The 20,525-nt window shown below is 68.2% G+C and carries 12 protein-coding genes; 6 read left to right on the top strand and 6 right to left on the bottom strand.

The features are described 5' to 3' along the window. Positions 1-20 precede the first annotated feature (20 nt). On the bottom strand, positions 21-1,571 hold the full coding sequence (locus ASG07_RS11530; protein ID WP_055846376.1) for a family 43 glycosylhydrolase: 1,551 nt from the start codon (positions 1,569-1,571) through the stop codon (positions 21-23). Beyond that, complete coding sequence (locus ASG07_RS11525; RefSeq protein ID WP_236694650.1) at positions 1,568-3,922, bottom strand: glycoside hydrolase family 127 protein; 2,355 nt, start codon at positions 3,920-3,922, stop codon at positions 1,568-1,570. Before ASG07_RS11525 ends, ASG07_RS11530 begins: the two co-directional genes overlap by 4 nt. Positions 3,923-4,099: 177 nt before the next feature. Between ASG07_RS11525 and ASG07_RS11520 the strand changes: the two genes are divergently transcribed. Next, positions 4,100-6,946, top strand: coding sequence for a glycoside hydrolase family 127 protein (locus ASG07_RS11520; protein ID WP_055846370.1), 2,847 nt, complete (start codon positions 4,100-4,102; stop codon positions 6,944-6,946). 163 nt (positions 6,947-7,109) lie between these two features. Here the strand turns inward: ASG07_RS11520 and ASG07_RS11515 are convergent, their stop codons facing one another. From ASG07_RS11515 to ASG07_RS11500, 4 genes are all read right to left on the bottom strand, one after another. Beyond that, positions 7,110-8,720 carry an FAD-dependent oxidoreductase gene (locus ASG07_RS11515; protein WP_055847030.1) on the bottom strand — a complete coding sequence of 537 codons (1,611 nt, stop codon included), beginning with the start codon at positions 8,718-8,720 and terminating at the stop codon, positions 7,110-7,112. A gap of 124 nt (positions 8,721-8,844) precedes the next feature. Then, positions 8,845-10,488 (bottom strand): Na+/H+ antiporter, encoded by a 1,644-nt coding sequence (locus tag ASG07_RS11510; protein ID WP_201781014.1) that lies wholly within the window; start codon positions 10,486-10,488, stop codon positions 8,845-8,847. A gap of 36 nt (positions 10,489-10,524) precedes the next feature. Beyond that, positions 10,525-11,526, bottom strand: a complete 1,002-nt coding sequence (locus ASG07_RS11505) for a lysylphosphatidylglycerol synthase domain-containing protein (RefSeq protein WP_055846367.1) — start codon at positions 11,524-11,526, stop codon at positions 10,525-10,527. A 117-nt stretch (positions 11,527-11,643) separates the two neighbouring features. Next, the gene (locus ASG07_RS11500; protein ID WP_082474784.1) at positions 11,644-12,381 is read right to left on the bottom strand and encodes a FadR/GntR family transcriptional regulator; all 738 of its coding nucleotides are present in this window, start codon (positions 12,379-12,381) and stop codon (positions 11,644-11,646) included. A gap of 176 nt (positions 12,382-12,557) precedes the next feature. On the opposite strand from ASG07_RS11500, the gene ASG07_RS11495 reads away from it, so the two are divergent. From ASG07_RS11495 to ASG07_RS11475, 5 genes are read left to right on the top strand one after another with little or no spacing between them, the layout of a single operon-like run. Further along, positions 12,558-15,296 (top strand): TonB-dependent receptor, encoded by a 2,739-nt coding sequence (locus ASG07_RS11495; protein WP_082474755.1) that lies wholly within the window; start codon positions 12,558-12,560, stop codon positions 15,294-15,296. A gap of 26 nt (positions 15,297-15,322) precedes the next feature. Beyond that, complete coding sequence (locus ASG07_RS11490) at positions 15,323-17,017, top strand: GH39 family glycosyl hydrolase (RefSeq protein ID WP_055846365.1); 1,695 nt, start codon at positions 15,323-15,325, stop codon at positions 17,015-17,017. Then, a complete protein-coding gene (locus ASG07_RS11485; RefSeq protein WP_082474754.1) occupies positions 17,007-18,308 on the top strand; it encodes an MFS transporter in 1,302 nt (433 codons plus the stop codon). Before ASG07_RS11490 ends, ASG07_RS11485 begins: the two co-directional genes overlap by 11 nt. After that, on the top strand, positions 18,305-19,483 hold the full coding sequence (locus ASG07_RS11480) for an L-rhamnonate dehydratase (protein WP_055846362.1): 1,179 nt from the start codon (positions 18,305-18,307) through the stop codon (positions 19,481-19,483). The genes ASG07_RS11485 and ASG07_RS11480 overlap by 4 nt, the downstream gene beginning before the upstream one ends. Then, positions 19,483-20,418: an NAD(P)-dependent oxidoreductase gene (locus tag ASG07_RS11475; RefSeq protein ID WP_082474783.1), complete on the top strand. Its 936-nt coding sequence runs from the start codon at positions 19,483-19,485 to the stop codon at positions 20,416-20,418. The genes ASG07_RS11480 and ASG07_RS11475 overlap by 1 nt, the downstream gene beginning before the upstream one ends. Positions 20,419-20,525 lie beyond the last annotated feature (107 nt).

Genomic DNA, 20,525 nt, shown 5'->3' with positions numbered 1-20,525 from the left:
GTCGCTCTAGACCCGACCCCCTAACCGCACGCTGGCAACGGACCCTCCGGCGCCACCACCGGTGGCGCAGTTTGCGGAGCGAGCGCTTCCCACTCCGACACCGCGACCCCGGCACGGCGCGTGCCGCGTCCCGACGCGTCGAAGACCGCGCGCAGGCAACGGGTCGTGATCGCCGGAAAACGCACCGCCTGCCACACATCCGGCGCGGTGGCATAGGCGCCGGCACCCGGCACCCGCTTCCACGCGCCGTCCCAATATTCCAGATGCCACGCCGCCGGCGGCGCGACTCCCTCGTCCGCACCGGCGGGATGATCCGCCCAGAAACGGATCCGGCTACCGTCCAGCGTCACCGGCTGCGGCCAGCGATACTCGATCCACTGCTGCGGTGGATTGGACGGGGACCAGCTTCCCCAAAGGTCGGGGGGCAAGGGCGCGTCCCTGACGATGCCGTCGTTCAGCGCCTTGATCCAGTATTGCACCGGTACCGGCTCGTTCGAGGCGTGCGCCTGTGCCGCCGCCGCGACGTTGCGGGTCGGGGCGGGGGATGGCGCCGGCCTGCGCGTCGTCACGACCGGCCGGATCGCGGCGGGCGAGACGCTGTCGTCCCACTCCATCCGGTCGACCGCGACGCTGCGGCGGAAATGCCCGCCGCCGGCCGCATCGGCGGTGTGATAGGCGAGATACCACTGACCCTTGAACTCGACCGCGCCGGGATGGCTGGTGGTCGAACTCACCGGCTTCAGCACCGTACCGCGATAGGTCCACGGGCCGAGCGGGGACGCCGCCGTGCCATAGGCGATACAGGCGTGATAGACGGCCGGCGTGCAGGCGGAGTCCGGCCCGGCATTGTTGCCGGCATAGAGCATGTAATAGGTGCCGCGCCGCTTCATCAGCCACGGTGCTTCGAAGAAGCCGGTCAGCGATCGAACGGCTACGGGTGCACCCCTGGTCGTAACCATATCCGGGGCCAGCTCGATGCCGCGCAATTGGCCGAACGTGCCCCAGTACAGATACACGCGGCCATCGTCGTCGATCAGCACGGTGGGATCGATGTTCTGGATGTCGTTCGCGACCGGGGTGGTCTGCGACACGATCGGACCGGCGGGATGCGCATCGCGCCACGGGCCGGTGATCCGGTCCGCGACCGCGACACCGATCGCGAACCTGTCCTCCGCCGGGCTCTTCCGCTGGAGCACGGGTGCGTAGAGGTAGAAGCGGCCGTCCGGCCCCTTGACGATCTGTCCGGCATAGGCACGGCCGGGTTCCGCCCAGGCGAACACCGCCTCCGGCGTGGCGATCGCCGGATAATGCGTCCAGCGGCCCGATGCCGGGTCGTTCGTCGACAGCAACTGCCATTCGTTCATGATGAAGTCGTTGACGCCAGCCCTGGCTTCGTCGCGGCCGGCGAGAATCCACAGCGTGTCGCCATCCACGATCGGAGCCGGATCGGTCGAGTAATAGCGGCCGTCCGACAGGATCGGATTGCCCGGCGCGGCGACCGGCGCGCCCGTCTGCGCGATCGACGGCCCGGCCAGCAACAGCGCGGCGGCTGTGGTGATTGCGCTCCTCACTTCACCGCTCCTGCGTCGGCGGAGAGCAGGCGTGCGCCGAAGACCGGCCCCGCCGTCCCCCCCTCATGCGGAACGAACCGCACGCGCACGCTCGCCTTGCCGCGCGTTAGCGCCGGCGGCAGCGGATAATCGACGTCGACGAACTTGCCGGGCGCGTCGCCCGTCCGTTGCTCGCTGGCGACCTTCACATCGTCGACCAGAATGTCGAAGTCACGGTTCTTGTCCTCGCCCCAATAGGTCGCCTGCAACACCAGCGGGCCGGGCCGCGTCTTCAGCGTGAACGCCATATAGCCGCCCGACCGGACGTCGCGGCCGTTGCGTCCGCGATAGCTGACCGGCCACGATTGTTCGCTTTCCAGATTGTGGTCGCGTTCCGGCTGCATCTCGCCGAAATACATGATGTCGATGGAGCGGGCGGCGACATCGTTCTGCCGGGCCAGCTCGGCCTTGAACGCGACCTCTTCCTGCTGCCACTGGCCTTGCGTGAACTGGCGGAAATACACCGCGCTACGCCGGTCGAACTGGCTGTAGAAGGGCACGAACGTCAGGTCGCCCGGTCGGCCCACGCCGCGCGCGGTGAAGGTCGAGACTTTCGTCGCCACTGGAGCGAAGGCGCTCAGCACGTCGTCGCCGACCAGCGCGGGTTCCATTCCCGTCCACTTCGTGTCCGCCGGGCCGAGATCGGCAGCCATCACCAGCGGACCGCGCATGATCGCGATCGGCCCGCCGCCCTGTGCAGCCTCGGTGCGCAACTCCAGCGGCAACGTGATCGCCACGGTGTCGCCCGCCTTCCAGCGGCGCTCGACGATCGCATAGCCGGCGATGCGCGAAACCGGCACGGCCTGTCCGTTGACCGTCACCGCCTCCTTGCCCGCCGCCCAGCCGGGCACGCGCAGCGCGACGCGGAAGCGGCCGGCCTTGCCCAATGTCGCGAAGGTCAGCCGCGCCTCCGGGTCGTGCGGATAGCCCGTCTCCAGCGCCACCGTCGCCTTCCGCGCCGCCCAGCTCGCGTCCGCCGGGATGTAGAGGTTGACCATCAGCATCCGGTCCCCTTCCCAGAATACCGAGTCGCCGTGTTTCGCGTGGGCCTCCATCCCGCTGCCGCCGCAGCAGACGAAGCCCTCCTCGCCCGCCGGCGCATATTCGCGCGCCGCCCCCGACAGCATCGGCGTGAAATAGGAGAAGCCGGCATTGCGCGGGTTCAGCTGCGACAGCGTGTGGTTGACGTGCGCGCGCTCGTAATAATCGAACAGCGCGCCGTCCGGCTCCCACGCGAACAACTGCCGCGTCAGCTTCAGCATGTTGTACGTATTACAATGCTCGCACGTCGCCTCGCTCAGCGATTGCGCGATGCGATCCGGTCCGAAGAAGTATTCGCGATCCGCATTGCCGCCGATCGCGTAGCTATGATGCTGCGTCACCCTTTCCCAGAAGAAGCGCGCGGCGGTGCGATACCGCTCCTCCCCGGTCAGGTCGTACAGGCGCGCCAGCCCGACCAGTTTCGGCACCTGCGTATTGGCGTGAAAGCCGGCCAGCTTGTCCTCCCGCGCGGCGAGCGGGTCGAGGACGCGGCGATCGTAGATACGCTGCGCGACCTTCAGCCAGCGGGCATCCTTCGTGCGTGCGTAGAGCTCGGCGTAGCTTTCGTTCAGGCCGCCATATTCGCACCCCAGGACCTCCTGCATCTGCGCATCGTCCAGCGCGGCGAACACGCGCTCGAAATAGGTGGCGAGACCGATCAGCACCGTCAGCGCCTGCGCGTTGCCCCATGCCTCGTGGACGTCGAGCAGGCCCGCGAACAGCTTGTGGACGGTGTAGAGCGGCGACCATGATCCATTGAGGTCGAATCCGCCCGACTTGATCTCGCCCTTCATGATCTCCGGGAAGATCTCCTCGCCGTCGACGATGGCGCTCTCGCCCTTTCGCTTGCGGCCGAGCGCGCCGACATAGCCGGTGCCGCGCTTCGCCTGCGCCTCGGCCAGCTCGGCGACGATATAATCGGCGCGACGGCGACATTCGGCGTCGCCGGTCTGCGCGTTCATCAGCACCAGCGCCGTCAGGTAATGGCCCAGCGTATGGCCCGCGAGCGAGTCGCTCTCCCACCCGCCGTATATCTCCGCCTTCGGTTCAAGCCCGGCATATTTGCGAAAATTGTGCAGTAGCCGGTCGGCGCTCAGGCCGAGCAGATAGCGATGGTTGACCGCCACCGCGGTCGCGAAATCCGATGGCTTCAGCCGAACCGCCGTTAGCGGCAGCGACTTCAGCTTCGGCAGCATCTGCGACTCGCGTGCAGCCGCCTCAAGCGGCCCGGCCGCCAGCGTGACCGCCGCAAGTGCCGAACCCTGCTGCATTAAAGCTCGTCTGGTGATCGCTGACATGTAAAATGACCCTCCCGTTGCAGCGGCTATAGTCAGACAAGACGGTTTCGTATACCATATCAGTATCGATCGTGAGCGGATGGCGAGCTGTCCCTCGATCCATCGACCGCGAACCGCGCGGGGGTGAGGACATAGGCCGGGAGAAGACGCATGTGCGCAGACAAGATGGTTTCGAACGATGCGCAGGCATCACCGCTGGCCGGCCTTCCCCGTCGCCACATCCTGACCGGCGCGGCCGGGGTAGTCGCCCTGTCGCTGGCCGAGCGCGGCTTTGCCCTCCCCGCACAGGATGACGGGCCGGTGAACCTCGCCAGGGCGGCGACGCCCGCGGGCCTTTACGTGTCGGGCGACACCAGCCTGTCGGCGCTGAACAGCGGTGCGGAACCGACGCATTCGAACGACGCCGCCCAAGGTGCCTATGGGACGTGGCCGCGGGTTGATCGGCAGTGGGTGTCGTACGAATGGTCACAACCGGTCTCCACCGGCAGTGTCGATATCTACTGGTGGCAGGACGGACGCGGGATCGCCGCCCCGAAATCGGCGCGGCTGCTCTACTGGACCGGCAGCGCGTTCGTGCCCGTGCGCAGCCGCCGCGACGCCGGGGTGCTGGCGAACCGGTATAACCGGATCGCGTTCGACCCGGTCGTCACCACCCGCCTGAAGCTGGAATTCGAAGGCGACGGCGAGAAGTCGGCGGGCATCCTCCAGTGGAAGGTCTACAATTCCGGCGCGGTGCCCGCCTTCGCGCCCACCGTCGCGGCCGGGATCGACCGGTCGATGGTGATCGGCGCGCAGACCTTTCTGGCGGGCAAGGCGGACTGGCTCCAGCGCCGGTCCGGCGACGCGGCGCGCTGGACCAAGGTCAGTGGTCCCGGCGAGGTCGTCTTCGCCGATGCCGCCGCACCCTCGACACGCGCAACGGTCAGCGCGCCGGGCGACTACGTCCTGCAACTCGCAGCGAACGCGGGGAGCAAGGATGCCAGCGCCACGCTGAACCTGCGCGTCGTCGCGCCGCCGCCGGCGAAGCGGCTCGACGTCGTCTATACGACGCCGTACGCGATCGACAGCCCGCTGTGGACCGCGCGCGCCAAGGCGCTGATCGTCAACTGGATTCCGCACTGCATCGCCTATTGCGAGCGCACCGACCTGAAGGACGGGCAGGGCGGCCTCGACAATTTCGTCGAGGCGGCGAAGGCGTTGCGGGGGCAATCGCACGCGAGGCACAAGGGCTATGTGTTCTCCAACGCATGGGTCCACCAGACGATGGAATCGATGTGCATCGCGCTGATGGTCGATCCGCAAGGCGACAAGGAGATGGCGACCGCGCAGGCGCATATGCGCGAGACGCTGGAACGCTGGATCCCGATCGTTCTCGCCGCGCAGGAATCGGACGGCTATCTCCACACCGCCTATACGCTCGCGGACCGGGGTGAGTGGCCCGAACGCTGGTCGCCCGAACATCGGGGCGATCACGAGGGCTATGTCGCCGGCTACTTCATCGAGTCCGCGATCAACCACCACACGCTGACCGGCGGTCGCGACCTGCGCCTGTACGATGCCGCCAAGAAGCTGGCCGATTGCTGGGTGGCGAACATCGGCCCCGGCAGGAAGGCATGGTTCGACGGGCATCAGGAAATGGAGCAGGCGCTGGTCCGCTTCGGCCGGTTCGTCAACGACATGGAAGGCGGCGGGCGCGGCGACGCATATATCAGGCTCGCGCGCTTCCTGCTCGACTCGCGCGAAGGCGGATCCGAATACGACCAGAGCCACCTGCCACCCGAACAGCAATACGAAGCGGTCGGACATGCCGTCCGTGCCGTCTATTTCTACTCGGGAATGGCCGACATCGCCGCGGAAACCGGCGACCGCGACTATCAAAGCGCCACCATGTCGTTGTGGGACAATATGGTGAACCGCAAATACTACGTCACCGGCGGCGTCGGCAGCGGCGATACGTCGGAAGGGTTCGGCGGCAATTACGCGCTGCGCAACGACGCGTACTGCGAATCCTGTTCCAGCTGCGGCCTGATCTTCTTCCAGTACAAGCTCAACCTGTCGTACCACGACGCGAAATACGCCGATCTGTACGAGGAGACGATGTACAACGCGCTGCTCGGCGCGACCGATCTCGGCGGCAAAAGCTTCTGCTACACCAACCCGCTGGTCGATACCGAGCGCGCCAAGTGGCACACCTGCCCGTGCTGCGTCGGCAACATCCCGCGCACGCTGCTGATGATGCCGACCTGGACGTATGTGAAGGATGCGGGCGGCGTCTACGTCAACCTGTTCGTCGGCAGCCGGATCGACGTGGGCGATGTGGCGGGAACGCAGGTCCAGATGGTGCAGAAGACCAACTACCCCTGGGAAGGCGCGGTGGCGATCACCGTCAACCCGAAGGAGACGAAGCGCTTCGCCGTGCGCGTGCGCGTACCGCAGCGCAAGACCAGCGCGCTGTATTCCGCCCGGCCGGAGGTGCAGGGGCTGACGCGCCTCGCGGTCAACGGCAAGGCGGTGACGCCGCAGATCGAGAACGGTTATGCGGTCATCACGCGCGAATGGCGGCGCGGCGACACGATCGAACTCGAACTGCCGATGGCCGTGCAGCGCGTCAGCGCCGACGACCGGATCGATGCGACGCGCGGCAAGGTCGCGGTGCGGTACGGCCCGCTGATCTACAATGTCGAAACCGTCGACCAGCCCCGTATCGACCAGCCGCTGTCGCCCGCACCGCTGGAGACGGAATGGCGACCGGACCTGCTGGGCGGGGTGATGGTGGTGCGCGGGACGTGGGCGGACGGTTCGCCGATGCTCGCCATCCCGAATTTTGCCCGGGCGAACCGGGACGGCGGACCCATAAAGGAGTTCCCCGGCCGCGGATCGGTCGAATATGCGCCGGGCGCATCGCAGCCCGAAGGGGCGTCGGCCGCCGCCGGGGGAGCGGAACCCGCACGCCGTCATCAGGGGCCGAAATCGCAGGTCTGGCTGAACGCCGTCTGAGGTTCGCGACGGGGGCCGGGCACCGATCGATCGGTGCCCGGCCTGACCGACCCTTTTCGAACGGCCGCGGGGAATGGGCCACGCAGGTCGGAAGCCTTCCAGGCTTCGGCGCCCGGGGCCGGATGGCCGCCATGATGTTCGCGGAGGGAGGCGCTGCCGATCGCTAACCGCGCACGTGGTCCCAGACGCTCGCGATGACCACCGATCCTTCGCCCACGGACGACGCCACGCGCTTGGTCGATCCCGCCCGCACGTCGCCGACCGCATAGATGCCCGGTCGCGATGTGGCATAGGTCGACGTCGCACCCGCGGCCTCGCCCGTCAGCACGAAGCCCTTGTCGTCCAGCGCGACGAGATCGGACAGCCAGGCGGTATTGGGGGCCGCGCCGACCATGACGAACATGGCGCAGGTGTCGACCGTCCGGTCGCCGGCGGCATCGCGGATCGTCACCGCCCGAAGCGCATCGTCGCCATGAAGTTCGGCGACATGCGCGCCGTATTCGATCGTGATCGCGGGATCGGCCTCCAGCCGGCTGGAGAGGTAATGCGACATCGACGTCGCCAGGGTCGGACCACGCACCAGCAGGCGCACGCGGCGGGCGACGCGGCTGAGGAACATGGCGGCCTGACCCGCCGAATTGCCGCCGCCGATCACCACGACCTCACCGTGCCGGCAGAAGCGCGCCTCGTTCTCGGTCGCGGCATAGTAGATGCCTGAACCCTCCAGATCGGCGAGGCGCCGGAGCGGCAGTCGCCGGTACTGGACGCCGGTCGCGACCACCACCGCGGCGGTGCGGATGCGCTGTCCGTTGGCGAAGGTCGCGCAATAGTCGCCCTCCGGCAGCTGTTCGAGCGCAGCGACCCGGCGCGGCATCACGAAGCGCGTCCCGAACTTCATCGCCTGTATCTCGCCGCGCCAGACGAGGTCGGCACCCGATATGCCGGTCGGGAAACCCATATAATTCTCGATCCGGCTCGACGTACCCGCCTGTCCGCCGATCGCGATGTCGTCGACGACCAGCGCCTTCAGTCCCTCGGCCCCGGCATAGACCCCGGCGGCCACGCCGGCCGGTCCCGCGCCGACGATCAGCACATCGAACGCGTCATCCTCCGGCAGGTCCTGATCCAGCCCCAGCAGGCGTGCGACCTTTTCCGGCGTGGGATCGGCCACCACCAGATCCCGACCGAACACGACCACGGGTGCGTCGGGGCCGGTGCCGCAACTCGTGGACACGTCGGCGGCCTCCTCGCTGCCGATCGCGTAGGAACGATAGGGTATGCGGTTACGCGCCGCGAACTCGGCGATCCGCCGGATCGCCCGGTCGCTCTCCTCACCCACCAGCACGAGCATGCCGTCGCCGGATTCGAGCTGCCGCCGCCGCCGCGCCGCCAGCACGGTGATGATGATGTCGGACATCTCGGGCACCGCGGCCATGAGTTCGAGCATTGCCGGCCGCGGCACCTCCACGACGGTGGTATCGGCCGCCGCGCGCATCGGCATCGACCAGCTGCCGCCGGACAACAGCGACACTTCCGCCATGAACTGCCCGGGGCCCAGCGTCGACGGCACCAGGCGGTCCCCGGTGAACGGATCGACGACCTCGATCTCGCCGTGCTCGACATAGAAGAACCGGTCCGCCGGAGCACCGATCTCCGCGAGATATGCGCCTCGTGCGTACTGCCGCGTCGTGCCCGCATTGCGGATCGCCGCGATATGGTCCGGCCCGAGAGGGATGCGCTGCATCTCGCGCAGGTCGCGCCCGATCGTTTCCATCGTCATCTCCCGCTTGCTGCCCAGCTAGCGTGACGCGCCGACCCCCGCAACCGGGCGGGGTGGCAAGACGGGTCGGCAAGGCGGGGCAGTAACTCGGCCGGTCGGCATCTGCACGGGGGCATCGCTATCCCCGCGTCCGGACCTCTTGCAGATCGAGTTCGCGGATCAGTTTCTGCGCGGTCGTGCTGCCGATCCGGCGATCGCGCGCGGTGTCGATGATCGCCTTGCGCTCCGCCTTCAGGCCGCGGAGGCGCAGGTCGCGCTCCAGCCGGTCCTGCAACCGCGCCTCCGCCGAAATGCGCGCTCCCTGGCTGCGGCTTTCGATCCGGTCGCGGTAGAGGTCCATCACCCGGCTGCCCGCGGCGGAATAGAAATCGGCATTGCCGTGCTGCTCCGCCAGTTCGTGCTGGGCATGTTCGATCTCGCGGATCGCGGCTTCGCAGGCGATCACCCGCGCGGCATCCTCCTCCGCCTGCAACGACGGTTCCGGCGGCAGCGTCAGGCCGTTGAGCAGCACCGGCAGCAACAGGCTGGCGATGACCAGCGACAGGATGATGACGCCCGCCGCCAGGAAGATCGCGAGGTCGCGCGCCGGGAACGGCGATCCGTCGTCGAGCGCCAGCGGCAGCGTCAGCACGCCCGCCAGCGTGATCGCGCCCCGCACGCCCGCGAACGACATCGCCGCCACCAGCCGCCATTCGGGACTGCGCAGCGTGCCGTCGGGCGCATCCCGCCGCTGGCGCAGCAGCGTCAGGCGCAGCGACACCCAGACCCAGCCGAAGCGCAACGCCGCCAGCCCGGCGACGATCGCGAGGACGTAGCCGCCCAGCCATAGCGGATTGCCGTGCCCGGTGATCCGCACCGTCTGCGCCGCGCCCGCCAGCACGCCGGGCAGTTGCTCGCCCAGCAGCACGAAGATGATGCCGTTCAATGCGAACTGGATCGTGTCCCACACCGAATTGCGCCGCATCCGCGTGGCGGCCATCGCCTGCCGCGAGATTTCGGCGAAGGTCATCGTCACGCCCGCCGCGACCGCGGCGAGGATGCCGGATGCGTGGAGGTGTTCCGCCAGCAGGTACGACCCGAACGGGATCAGCAGGCTGACGAGGATCTGCGATCCCGTCTCCTCCCCGTAACGGCGCGATACCCACGCCTTGGCGCGCGTGGCGGCGATCGTCACGAGCACGCCGATCGCGATCCCCGCGCCCGCCACCCACGCGAAGTTCGCGGCGGCGGCGGCGGGCGAGAAGCTGCCGGTCAGCGCGGCGGCGATGGCGAAGCGCAGGCAGACGAGGCCCGACGCGTCGTTGAGCAGCGATTCCCCCTCCAGTATGTGCATCATCCGCCGGGGGATCGGCACGCGCGCGGCGATCGCCGAGACGGCGATCGGGTCGGTCGGCGACACCACCGCCGCCAGCGCGAACGCGACCGCCAGCGGCATCGCCGGGATCATCCAGTGGATCAGGAACCCCATCCCGACCACCGTCAGCAACACCAGCCCGAGCGCGAGTTCGAGGACGACCGGCAGATCCTTCAGCAGCTCGTCCTTCGGAATGCGCCACCCGTCGAGGAACAGCAGCGGCGGCAGGAACAGCAGCAGGAACAGTTCCGGGTCCAGCTCGACCCGATAGGAGGTCGACAGGCCGATCAGTCCGCCCAGCACGATCTGCACCAGCGGCGTCGGGATCGGCAGCGGCAGCATCCGCGACACGGAGCCGCTGACGACGACCGCCAGCAGCAGGAACAGGACGATCGAGATGACTTCCAAGGCGTAACTCCGCTGGCCGGGCGCGACCCGCCGGCTTTAGGCGGTCGTGCGGATCATGGCGACCGCCGGCGTCGTCGGTTCGTCGGCCGCACCATCACGCGGATGGCAGCGGCTGTGCAGTTCGTGCGCGGCGAAGACGAGGATGCCGATCGCCAGCGGGATCAGGTAATAGATCAGGCGGAACAGCAGCAGCGCCGCGAACAGCGCGGACCGGTCGACGTCGGGCAGGGCGAGCAGCATCACCGCCTCGAACACGCCGACACCCCCGGGCGCATGCGCGAGCAGCCCGGACAGGAAGGCGAGCAGGTATCCGACCAGCATCACCGGAAACACCGCGATCGACAGGCCGGGCACCAGCACGAACAGGGCCGCCGTCGCCAGCGTCAGGTCGACGGCGGCGAGGAGGAACTGCACCGCCGCGATCCGGGGGGAGGGCAGGACCAGCGTCCATCCGAACAGGGTCAGCGCCTGGCCCGCGCGCCGGTGCAGGATCGCGACATAGCCGGCCAGCGCGGCGAGGATCAGCAATCCGATGCCCGCCTGATAGCCGTGGCCGATCCCCCAGCCGCCGATCGCGAGCGCGTCCGGAACCGTGACGAAGCCGATGCCGAGCAGCAGCAGGACGCCCATCCAGAAGGTGACGCCGGTCATCGCCATGATCTGCGCGACCTCCCCCAGGGTCAGCCCGTGGCGGCGATAGATGCGCAGCCGCGCCGCGCCGCCCGTCAGGACCGCAAAGCCGAAATTATGGCTGAAGATATAGCTGGTGAACGACGCCAGCGCCGCGGTGCGATACGGCACCGGCCGCCGGATGATCCGCAGCGACACGACGTCGTACCCGGTCAGCACGATATAGCTGGCGACGGTCAGCCCCACCGACAGCGCGATGCGACCGGGCGGGATGCGCGCCAGCTCGCCGCGGATGTCTGCCCAGCTCAGCCCCGACAGGATCTGCCGCAGCGCGCCGATCGCCACGACGACGACGACCAGCATCAGCAGCGCCGCGCCGACGGTGCGGACGCGAGGCGAAGCCGCCAACCTCCCGATCCGGGTGTCGCGGTGGGGAAACCAGCGTCGTGCCATCACCCGCTCAACGCGCCGACCGGGGCGGACGGTCCACCCCCGTATCCCGACCCGACCGGTGGGTGTCGGCGATCAGGCGCGGCGCGGAGACAGGCCCGCATCCTCCGACGCGTTCCGGACCAGCTTCGCCATCTGCGACCGCGCTTCCTCCGGATCGCTGCGGACGAGGGCCGCATAGACGGCGTGATGATCCGGCATGGGATCCCGCATCTGATGCGGCGTCTGGCGCGCGAACGCGGTGGTCCATTCGACGGCGGCGGCGATCGACGTGGACAGCGTCATCAGCGGCTCGTTCCGCGTCGCCTTCAGAATCAGATAATGAAACGCCTCGTCGGCGGCGCGGCCGACCGGATCGGCGAGCCCGTGATGCGCCATCTCCTCCAGCGCATGCCCCATCCGCGCCAGTTCACGCTCGTCGCGCCGTTCCGCCGCCAGTTCGGCCGCGGCCGGTTCGACGATACGGCGCAGTTCGAAGATGTCGCGGATCAGTTGCGGCGTCGGCCCGGCTTCGAACATCCACGCCAGCACGTCGAGGTCGAGCATGTTCCACCGCTCGCGCGGGCTGACCCGCGTCCCGCTTTTCGTGCGGCTGTAGACGAGGCCCTTTGCGGCGAGAATGCGGATCGCCTCGCGATAGGCGGTGCGCGAGACATTGTTGTCGGCGCTGAACCGCTCCTCCCCGGACAGGACGTCGCCGGGCAGGTGGACGCCGCTGACGATGGCGATCCCCAGATCGTGCGCGATCCCGCTGTGGATACCCTTGGGCCGCTCGGCACCGAACCGCATGCGTCCGAACGGGGCCTCGATCATCTCCATCGGGCGAGGTGGAACGTATCCACCGGCCTCGTCAAGCCTGCCGCTGGCCCGCCGCGTCAATCTAGTACGAGAATATCGACGATCGAGGCTTTACAAACCATTCAAGCTCCATCAATCTAGTACGAGAAATAGAAAACACCGTTGCTAAAGACGGTCGGGAGGAGGATGTCATGATCTACGGGATCGTCTATGCCGGCGCGTCCGCGCTGGCGCTTGCGACGGGGCAGGTACAAACCGATGCGGCGCCGGCTGCCGCCGCGCCGGCCGTTCAGGCGGAAACGCCGCCGTCGGTCACGGACTCGCTCGGTCGCGAGGGCGGGGGCGATCAGGCGGCCGGCGACGACATCGTCGTGACCGGCGTCCGCGCCAGCCTTTCCTCGGCGCAGGCGATCAAGCGCAACGCGCGTCAGATCGTCGATTCCGTCGTTGCCGAGGACATCGGCAAGCTGCCCGACAACAATGTGGTGGAGGCGTTGCAGCGCGTCCCCGGCGTGCAGGTATCGCCCCGCGCGCGCGGCGAATCCGCGACCGTGCTGATCCGCGGCCTGCCGGACGTCGTCACCGTCGTGAACGGGCGCAACATCTTCAGCACGACCGGACGCTCGCTCTCGCTCGCCGACGTTCCGGCCGATCTGGTCGCGGGCGTCGACGTCTACAAATCGCGCTCCGCCGACCAGATCGAGGGCGGCATCGCCGGCCTCATCAACGTCCGCACGCGGCGGCCCTTCGATTTCAAGGGCGCGCAGTTCGCGGTGGCGGCGCGGCAGGTGTATAGCGAGCAGCCGGACACGATCGATCCGTATGCCAGCATCCTGCTGTCGAACCGCTGGTCGACCGGCATCGGCGAGATCGGCGCGCTCATCAGCGGGTCGTTCCACCAGACCCGCTACCGGGACGAGACGATCTACGGCGGCGGCTTCTTCGGCTATAATCTCGACAACAGCCGTGCGCCCTACACGCCTGGCGTTCCGCTCGATCCGCGCGGCACCAGCGCGACCGATCCCCGCGTATTCCGCACCGATGTGATCGGCGGCATCGACCGGATCGGGGAACGGCAGCGGCCGGCGGTCAATGCGACGCTGCAATGGGCACCGAGCAGCGACTTGACGATCTTCGCCGACGGCCTGTTCTACGGCTTTCGCGACCGCGGCAACGCGCACCAGAACTTCACGTCGATGAACGGCACGCTGCTCGCGCCGCTGACCTTCTTCGGCGACACCAAGCTGGTCGACCGCGTCAGCATCGCCAATGGCCGCGTCGCCAATTTCGGCGCCGCCTACGTCAACAACGCCGACCGCTGGCAGGGGGCGCTGGGCGGCGAGTGGACGGCGGGTGCGTGGTCGATCTTTTCCGAAGGGTCGTACACCCGTTCGGAGGCGACCGATCTCGCCACCAACCTGGATATCGACTTCACCGCGCGGCGCACCGACGGAGCCTTCAATTTCGAGGGGAGCGGCACGCCGACCTTCACCCTGCCGTTCGACGATATCGCCGATCCGTCGCGCTATTTCCTGTCCCGGCTCAGCACCAGCCGGACGGAGGCGCTGGGCGAGGAATATACGTGGCGCGGCGACGTGAAGTACAAGGATCCGTTGTGGATCTTCACCGAACTGGCCGCCGGTGCGCGGCTCAACCGGCGCACGGCCAATTCGGATTCGTTCACGCAGATCGTCAATTGCTCCGCCACCGGCGCGGTCCGTTGCCTGAGCGTGCGTGCGAACTCGATTCCCGGCCTGATGACCACGACGCCGGGTGGTTTCTTCAAGGGGGTGCGCCCCTATGTCCGGCAATGGGCGACGCCCGCGACCGAGGCGCTGCTCGACGGGACCGGTGCGTTGCGCCAGCGCTTCGGACTGCCGGCGGGCGACCCGGCGTTCCAGGACACGCAGCATTTCGACATCCGTGAGAACAGCTATGCCGGCTATGGTCAGGCGAGCTTCGAGATCGGCCGGTTCGACGGACAGGCCGGCGCGCGCGTCATCCAGACGGACATCACGTCGAACGCCTTTCTCGTCCTGCGCGGCGCGACTACGCCCGTCACGATCGAGAACAGGAGCACCGACGTGCTGCCCAGCCTCGCGGCGCGCTACCGGATCACCGACACCGTCTTCCTGCGCGGTTCGGCGAGCCGCACGATCACCCGGCCCAGCTTCGCGCAGCTGAATCCGGCGCTGACGCTGACGCCGCCGGTACCCGGACAGCAGCCGTTCGGCCGCGGCACCAGCGGCAATGCGGAACTGAAACCGGTCCGCTCGACCAATTACGACGTCGCGCTGGAATGGTACATCGATCGCACCAGTTCGATCACCGCCACCTTCTTCCACCGCAAGGTCAGCGGCTTCATCCAGTCGGTGACCAGCAATTTCGATATCGACTATCTCGGCGCCGACAACGGCACATACCAGATCACCCGGCCCGAGAACTCCGGATCGGGCAAGCTGACCGGAATCGAGGGCGGGATCACGCTCTTCCCCAAATTCCTCGACGGCTTCGGCATCAGCGCCAACGGCACGTATATCGACGGCAAGAACAAGGCGTTCTCGCCATTGCCGGGTGTCACCGGTTTCCTGACGATCCCGTTCCAGAACGTGTCGAAATATTCGGCGACGGGGACGCTGATCTACGAAAAGGACGGGCTGTCGGCGCGGGCCTCCTATGTCTGGCGCGACGAATACAATGCCGGGCTGCACTTCACCGGCGTCAATCCGAACGGCATCACCAACGGCGCGATCAACAATCTCGACGTGTCGATCGCCTACGACATCAATCCGCAATTCACGGTGGTGTTCGACGCGACGAACATCCTGCGCGACCTGTACCAGACGTCGTTCACCGACCCGGCGCTCTATCCGCGTGATACGGTGCTCTACACACGGACGTTCGCGGTCGGCTTCCGGGCGCGGCTGTGATCCACCCCTTTGGAAAGGATATCCCGATGAAGCATCTGTGGACGGCCACCGCGACCGTCGCCGCGATCTGGACGATGCCGGCCATGGCGCAGGGGGATGCGCCGCCGCGGCCGGTCGCGGTGACGGTGCAGGCGGACCGGCCGGCGGGCACGCTGCCGCCGGTGTGGCGCTTCTTCGGCGCGGACGAGCCGAACTATGCGACGATGAAGGACGGGCGGAAGCTGCTGGTCGAACTCGGCAAGCTGAAATCGGGCGAGGTGTTCTTCCGCGCGCACAATCTGCTCAGCACCGGCGACGGTACGCCCGCATTCAAATGGGGCAGCACCAACGCCTATACCGAGACCCGGGACGGCAAGCCCGTCTACGACTGGACGGTCGTGGACGGGATCATCGACGCCTATCTGGCGCGCGGCGTGCGGCCCTATCTCCAGATCGGGTTCATGCCGGAGGCGATGTCGACCGCGCCCCCCGGCATGCCGTACCAGCATCTGTGGCGGCCCGGTTTCGACTACAAGCTGATCGCGACGGGTTGGACCTATCCACCCAAAAGCTACGAGAAATGGGCGGAGCTGGTCTATCGCTGGACGCAGCACAACGTCGAACGCTACGGCCGGGCGGAGGTCGAGCGCTGGTATTTCGAGGTCTGGAACGAGCCCAATTCCAACTTCTACTGGCAGGGCAGCCCCGACGAATTCTACAAGCTGCACGACTTCGCGATCGACGCGGTGCGGCGCGCGCTGCCGACCGCGAAGGTCGGCGGGCCGGACGTCGCGGGCGCGGGCGGCAGTTTCATGGACGGGTTCCTGAAGCACGTGTCGTCGGGCAAAAACTACGTCACCGGCCAGACGGGGACGCCGACCGATTTCCTGTCCTTCCACGCCAAGGGCCAGCCGAGCTTCGTCGACGACCACGTCCGGATGGGCATCTCCACGCACCTGAAGGAGGCGGACCGCGGCTTCGTGAAGGTCACCGCGATCCCGTCGCTCGCGACCAAGCCGGTGGTGATCGGCGAAAGCGATCCGGAGGGGTGCGCCGCCTGTCCGGGCCGGTCCAACGACTATCGCAACGGCACGATGTATTCCAGCTACACGGCGGCCAGCTTCGCGCGCATCTGGGAACTGGCGGCGCGGCGGCGGGTGAATCTGGAGGGCGTGCTGTCCTGGTCCTTCGAGTTCGAGGATCAGCCGTGGTTCGCGGGCTATCGCCAGCTGTCGACCAACGGCGTCGACCTGCCGGTGCTGAACGTGTTCCGCCTGTTCGCCAGGCTCGGCACCGAGCGGCTGACCGCGACCAGCGACGCGCAACTGCCGCTGGACACAGTGATGACGGAGGGCGTGCGCGGGCCGGCGGACGTCGGCACGCTGGCGACGCGCACCAGCGACGGCAAGGTCGCGGTGCTGTTGTGGCATTATCACGACGACGACCTGCCCGGCCCAGACGCCGCGATCCGGCTGACGATCGACGGGCTGAAGCGGCGCGGCGGCAAGGGCGGCGGCGCGACCCTGTGGCGGATCGACGGCGACCACGCCAACTCCTTCGCCGAATGGAAGCGGCTGGGATCGGTGCAGTCGCCGAACCAGGACCTGTATGCCAAGCTGGAGGAAGCGTCGAAACTCCGGCCCGAAACGCTGACGCCGGTTCGCGGCGCGAAAGGCGCGACGACGCTCGACGTCCGTCTGGCGCGGCAGGGCGTGGCGCTGGTGGTGATCGATGGCCGCTGACGCCCGGAATGGCGGGGTCGGTCCGGCGTCCGGCGAGGGGCAGGTGCGCCACGCCGGACGCTGGGGGATCGCGCTGCTGATCGCGACGGCGATCGCGATCAGCTATCTCGATCGCCAGACGCTGCCCTGGGCGATCAAGCATATCGAGGCGGATATCCCGATCGGGAACCAGACCAAGGCGGCGCTGGATAGCGCGTTCCTCGCCACCTATGGCCTGATGTATCTGGGCGGCGGCTGGCTGCTCGACCGGGTCGGGACGCGGCGCGGCTTTCTGGGCATCATGATCTTCTGGTCGCTGGCCTGTGCCAGCCACGGTCTGGCCGGCGGGGTCGTCGCGCTGGCCGCCAGCCGGCTGCTGCTCGGCGTGGGCGAGGGCGGCGGCTTTCCCGCCGCGACCCGCGCCGTCGCCGAATGGTTCGCGCCGAAGGATCGCGCCGCCGCGATCGGCCTCATCAACGCCGGCACCGCAGTCGGTGCGGTGATCGCGCCGCCGCTGATCGCGCTGATCCTGCTGCACGGCGACTGGCTGGGTCTGGCGAGCTGGCGCTGGGTGTTCTTCGTCACCGGCGGCTTCGGCCTGGCATGGGCCGGCTGGTGGTTCGTCCGCTATCGCCTGCCGCCCGGCGTGCAGGTTGACACCGTAGTGGAGACAGGCCCCGCCCCGTCGCTCCGCGCGCTGCTGGCGCGGCGGGAAGTGCTGGGCGTCGTCGGGGCCAAGTTCCTGAGCGACGGAGCATGGTATTTCTACCTGTTCTGGCTGCCCAAATATCTGTTCGAGGCGCATGCCTTCGACCTGAAACAGGCCGCGACGATCGGCTGGATACCCTATGCCGCGGCGGGGATCGGCAGCCTGCTCGGCGGCTGGCTGTCGAGCCGGCTGATGGCGGGCGGGCGCTCCGTCAACGCCGCGCGCAAGATCGCGCTGGGCCTCAGCGCGGCGATGATGCCGTGGGTGATGTTCGTGCCCACGACACACGCCATCCCGGCGGTAATCGCGCTGTTCAGCCTCGCCTTCGCCGGTCAGCAGAGCTGGTCGACGCTCGTCATGACGCTGCCGACCGATCTGGTGCCGCGCGCGGTGCTGGGCCGCCTCGCCGGGCTGGTCGGCATGGGCGGCGCGTTCGGCGGCATCGTCATGGGGCAGGCCGCGGGCTGGGCGCTCGATGCCGGCCATGGCTACACCCCCGTGCTGATCGTCGCCGCCTCCCTCCACGTCGCGGCGTTCGCGCTGATCTGCGCGACGATCCCGACCATCCGCCAACTCGATTTCAGCCGAAAGGTCCGTCCGTGAAGATCACCGAAGTCCGTACCCGCGTCGTCCAGTGGCAGGGGGCCACGCAGGCGCTGCCGCCGCATTTCTGCACCAACCCGATGGACCTCGTGTCGCCGATGATGACGCGCGACACGATGGGCACCTTCACCTTCCACGGCTGGCTGATCGTCGAGATCTTCACCGACGCCGGGCTGGTCGGGATCGGCAACGCCGCGCTGTCGCCGCTCGTCACGAAGCAGGTGATCGACCAGTATCTGGCGCCGCTGCTGATCGGGCAGAACCCGTGGGACACGGAGTTCCTGTGGCAGCACATGTACCGCAAGACGATGGCCTTCGGGCGCAAGGGGGTGGCGATGGTCGCCATTTCCGCGGTCGACATCGCGCTGTGGGACCTGATGGGCAAGGCCGCGAAGCAGCCCTGTTATCGCCTGATGGGCGGGCGGACCAAGCCGCGCATCCCCGTCTATGCCAGCCGCCTCTATTCGATCGGGCTGGACGATCTCGCCGCCGAGGCGACGCGCTACAAGGCGCAAGGGTATGGCGCGATGAAGCTGCGGTTCGGCTGGGGACCGGTCGACGGGGCGGCGGGCATGGCGCGCAACATCGACCTCGTCCGCACGGTGCGTGAGGCGGTGGGCGACGAGATCGACGTGATGGCCGACGCCTATATGGGCTGGAGCCTCGATTACGCGAAGCGGATGATGCGCCTGCTGGAGCCGTTCAACCTGCGCTGGCTGGAAGAGGCGATCATCCCCGACGACATCCACGGCTATCACGAGCTGCGCCGGTTCGGCAGCACCCCGATCGCGGCGGGGGAGCATGAGTTCACCAGCTACGGTTTCCGCCAGCTGATCGAGGCGAAGGCGCTCGACTATATCCAGTTCGACACCAACCGCGTCGGCGGCATCACCGCCGCGCGCAAGATCCAGGCGCTGGCGGAGGCCTATTCCATTCCGGTCGTGCCGCACGCGGGGCAGATGCACAATTACCACGTCGTGATGGCCAGCCTGAATTCGCCGATCGCGGAATTCTTTCCGCCCGTCGATGTCGAGGTCGGGAACGAGCTGTTCTGGTATATCTTCAAGGGTGAGCCGATGGCCAGCGACGGCTATATCGACCTCGACGACGATGTCCCGGGTCTGGGGCTGGAGATCGACGAGGCGGCTTTGTCCAAATTCGAGGTGACCGGGTGATGACGACGACGAATGTTGCGGTGCTGGGACTGGGCATCATGGGGGCGGGCATGGCGCGCCGGCTGCTCGACAACGGTTTTCCGGTCACCGTGTGGAACCGCAATCCCGCCCGGTCGGCGGCGCTGGGCGATGCCGGCGCACGCGTCGCGACCGATCCCGCCGATGCCGTAAACGGGGCCGATGTCGTCATCGCCATGCTGTCGGACGACGACGCGTCGCGCGCCGTCTGGCTGGGGCAGGCCAGTCTGGGGCAGGCCAGTCTGGGGCAGGCCAGTCTGGGGCAGGGCAGTCTGGGGCAGGGCGGTGCGCTCGCGGCGATGCGGGCCGGCGCGGTCGGGATCGAATGCAGCACCCTGACCCGCGACTGGACCGTCGCGCTGGCCGGCGAGGCGCAGGCGCGGGGCGTTGGTTTCCTCGACGCGCCCGTCACCGGCAGCCGTATCCAGGCCGCGGGCGGCGCGTTGCGCTTCCTCGTCGGCGGCGATGCGGCGACGCTCGACCGGGCGCGGCCGGTGCTCGACGTGCTGGGCAGCGAAAGCTTTTTGCTCGGGCCGAGCGGCAGCGGCGCGACGCTGAAGCTCATCAACAACTTCCTCTGCGGCGTCCAGGTCGCCAGTCTGGCGGAGGCGATGGGCGCGATCGAGCGCAGCGGCCTCGACGTGAAGACCGCCGTCGGGCTGCTGACCAGCGGCGCACCCGGCAGCCCGATCGTCGGCGCGGTGTCGGGACGGATGGTCGACCGCGCCTATGATCCGCATTTCCTCGTCCCGCTGATGGCGAAGGACCTCGCCTATGCGGCGCAGGCACTCGAGGCGTTCGGCATCACCTCCGACCTGGCGGTCGCGGCGCGGGCGCGGTTCGACGCGGCGGCCGGGCAGGGGTTCGCCGACCACGACATCGCCGCCGTGGTCGAACCCCTCCGCAAGGTGGAGTGAGGACCCGGCATCGACCGGTACTCGCGCCGGGTCCGGCAAGGTTGCGGTCACCCGGTCGTCGCGGCCATAGTCGCCAGGGCGGCAACGCGCCGCACGGCCGACCGCGA

Origin of the sequence: Sphingomonas sp. Leaf343 (genome assembly GCF_001423765.1) — a bacterium.
Classification (GTDB): domain Bacteria; phylum Pseudomonadota; class Alphaproteobacteria; order Sphingomonadales; family Sphingomonadaceae; genus Sphingomonas.
The sequence above is the reverse complement of the archived record's forward strand: the minus strand, read 5'-3'. Positions and strand labels throughout refer to the sequence as shown.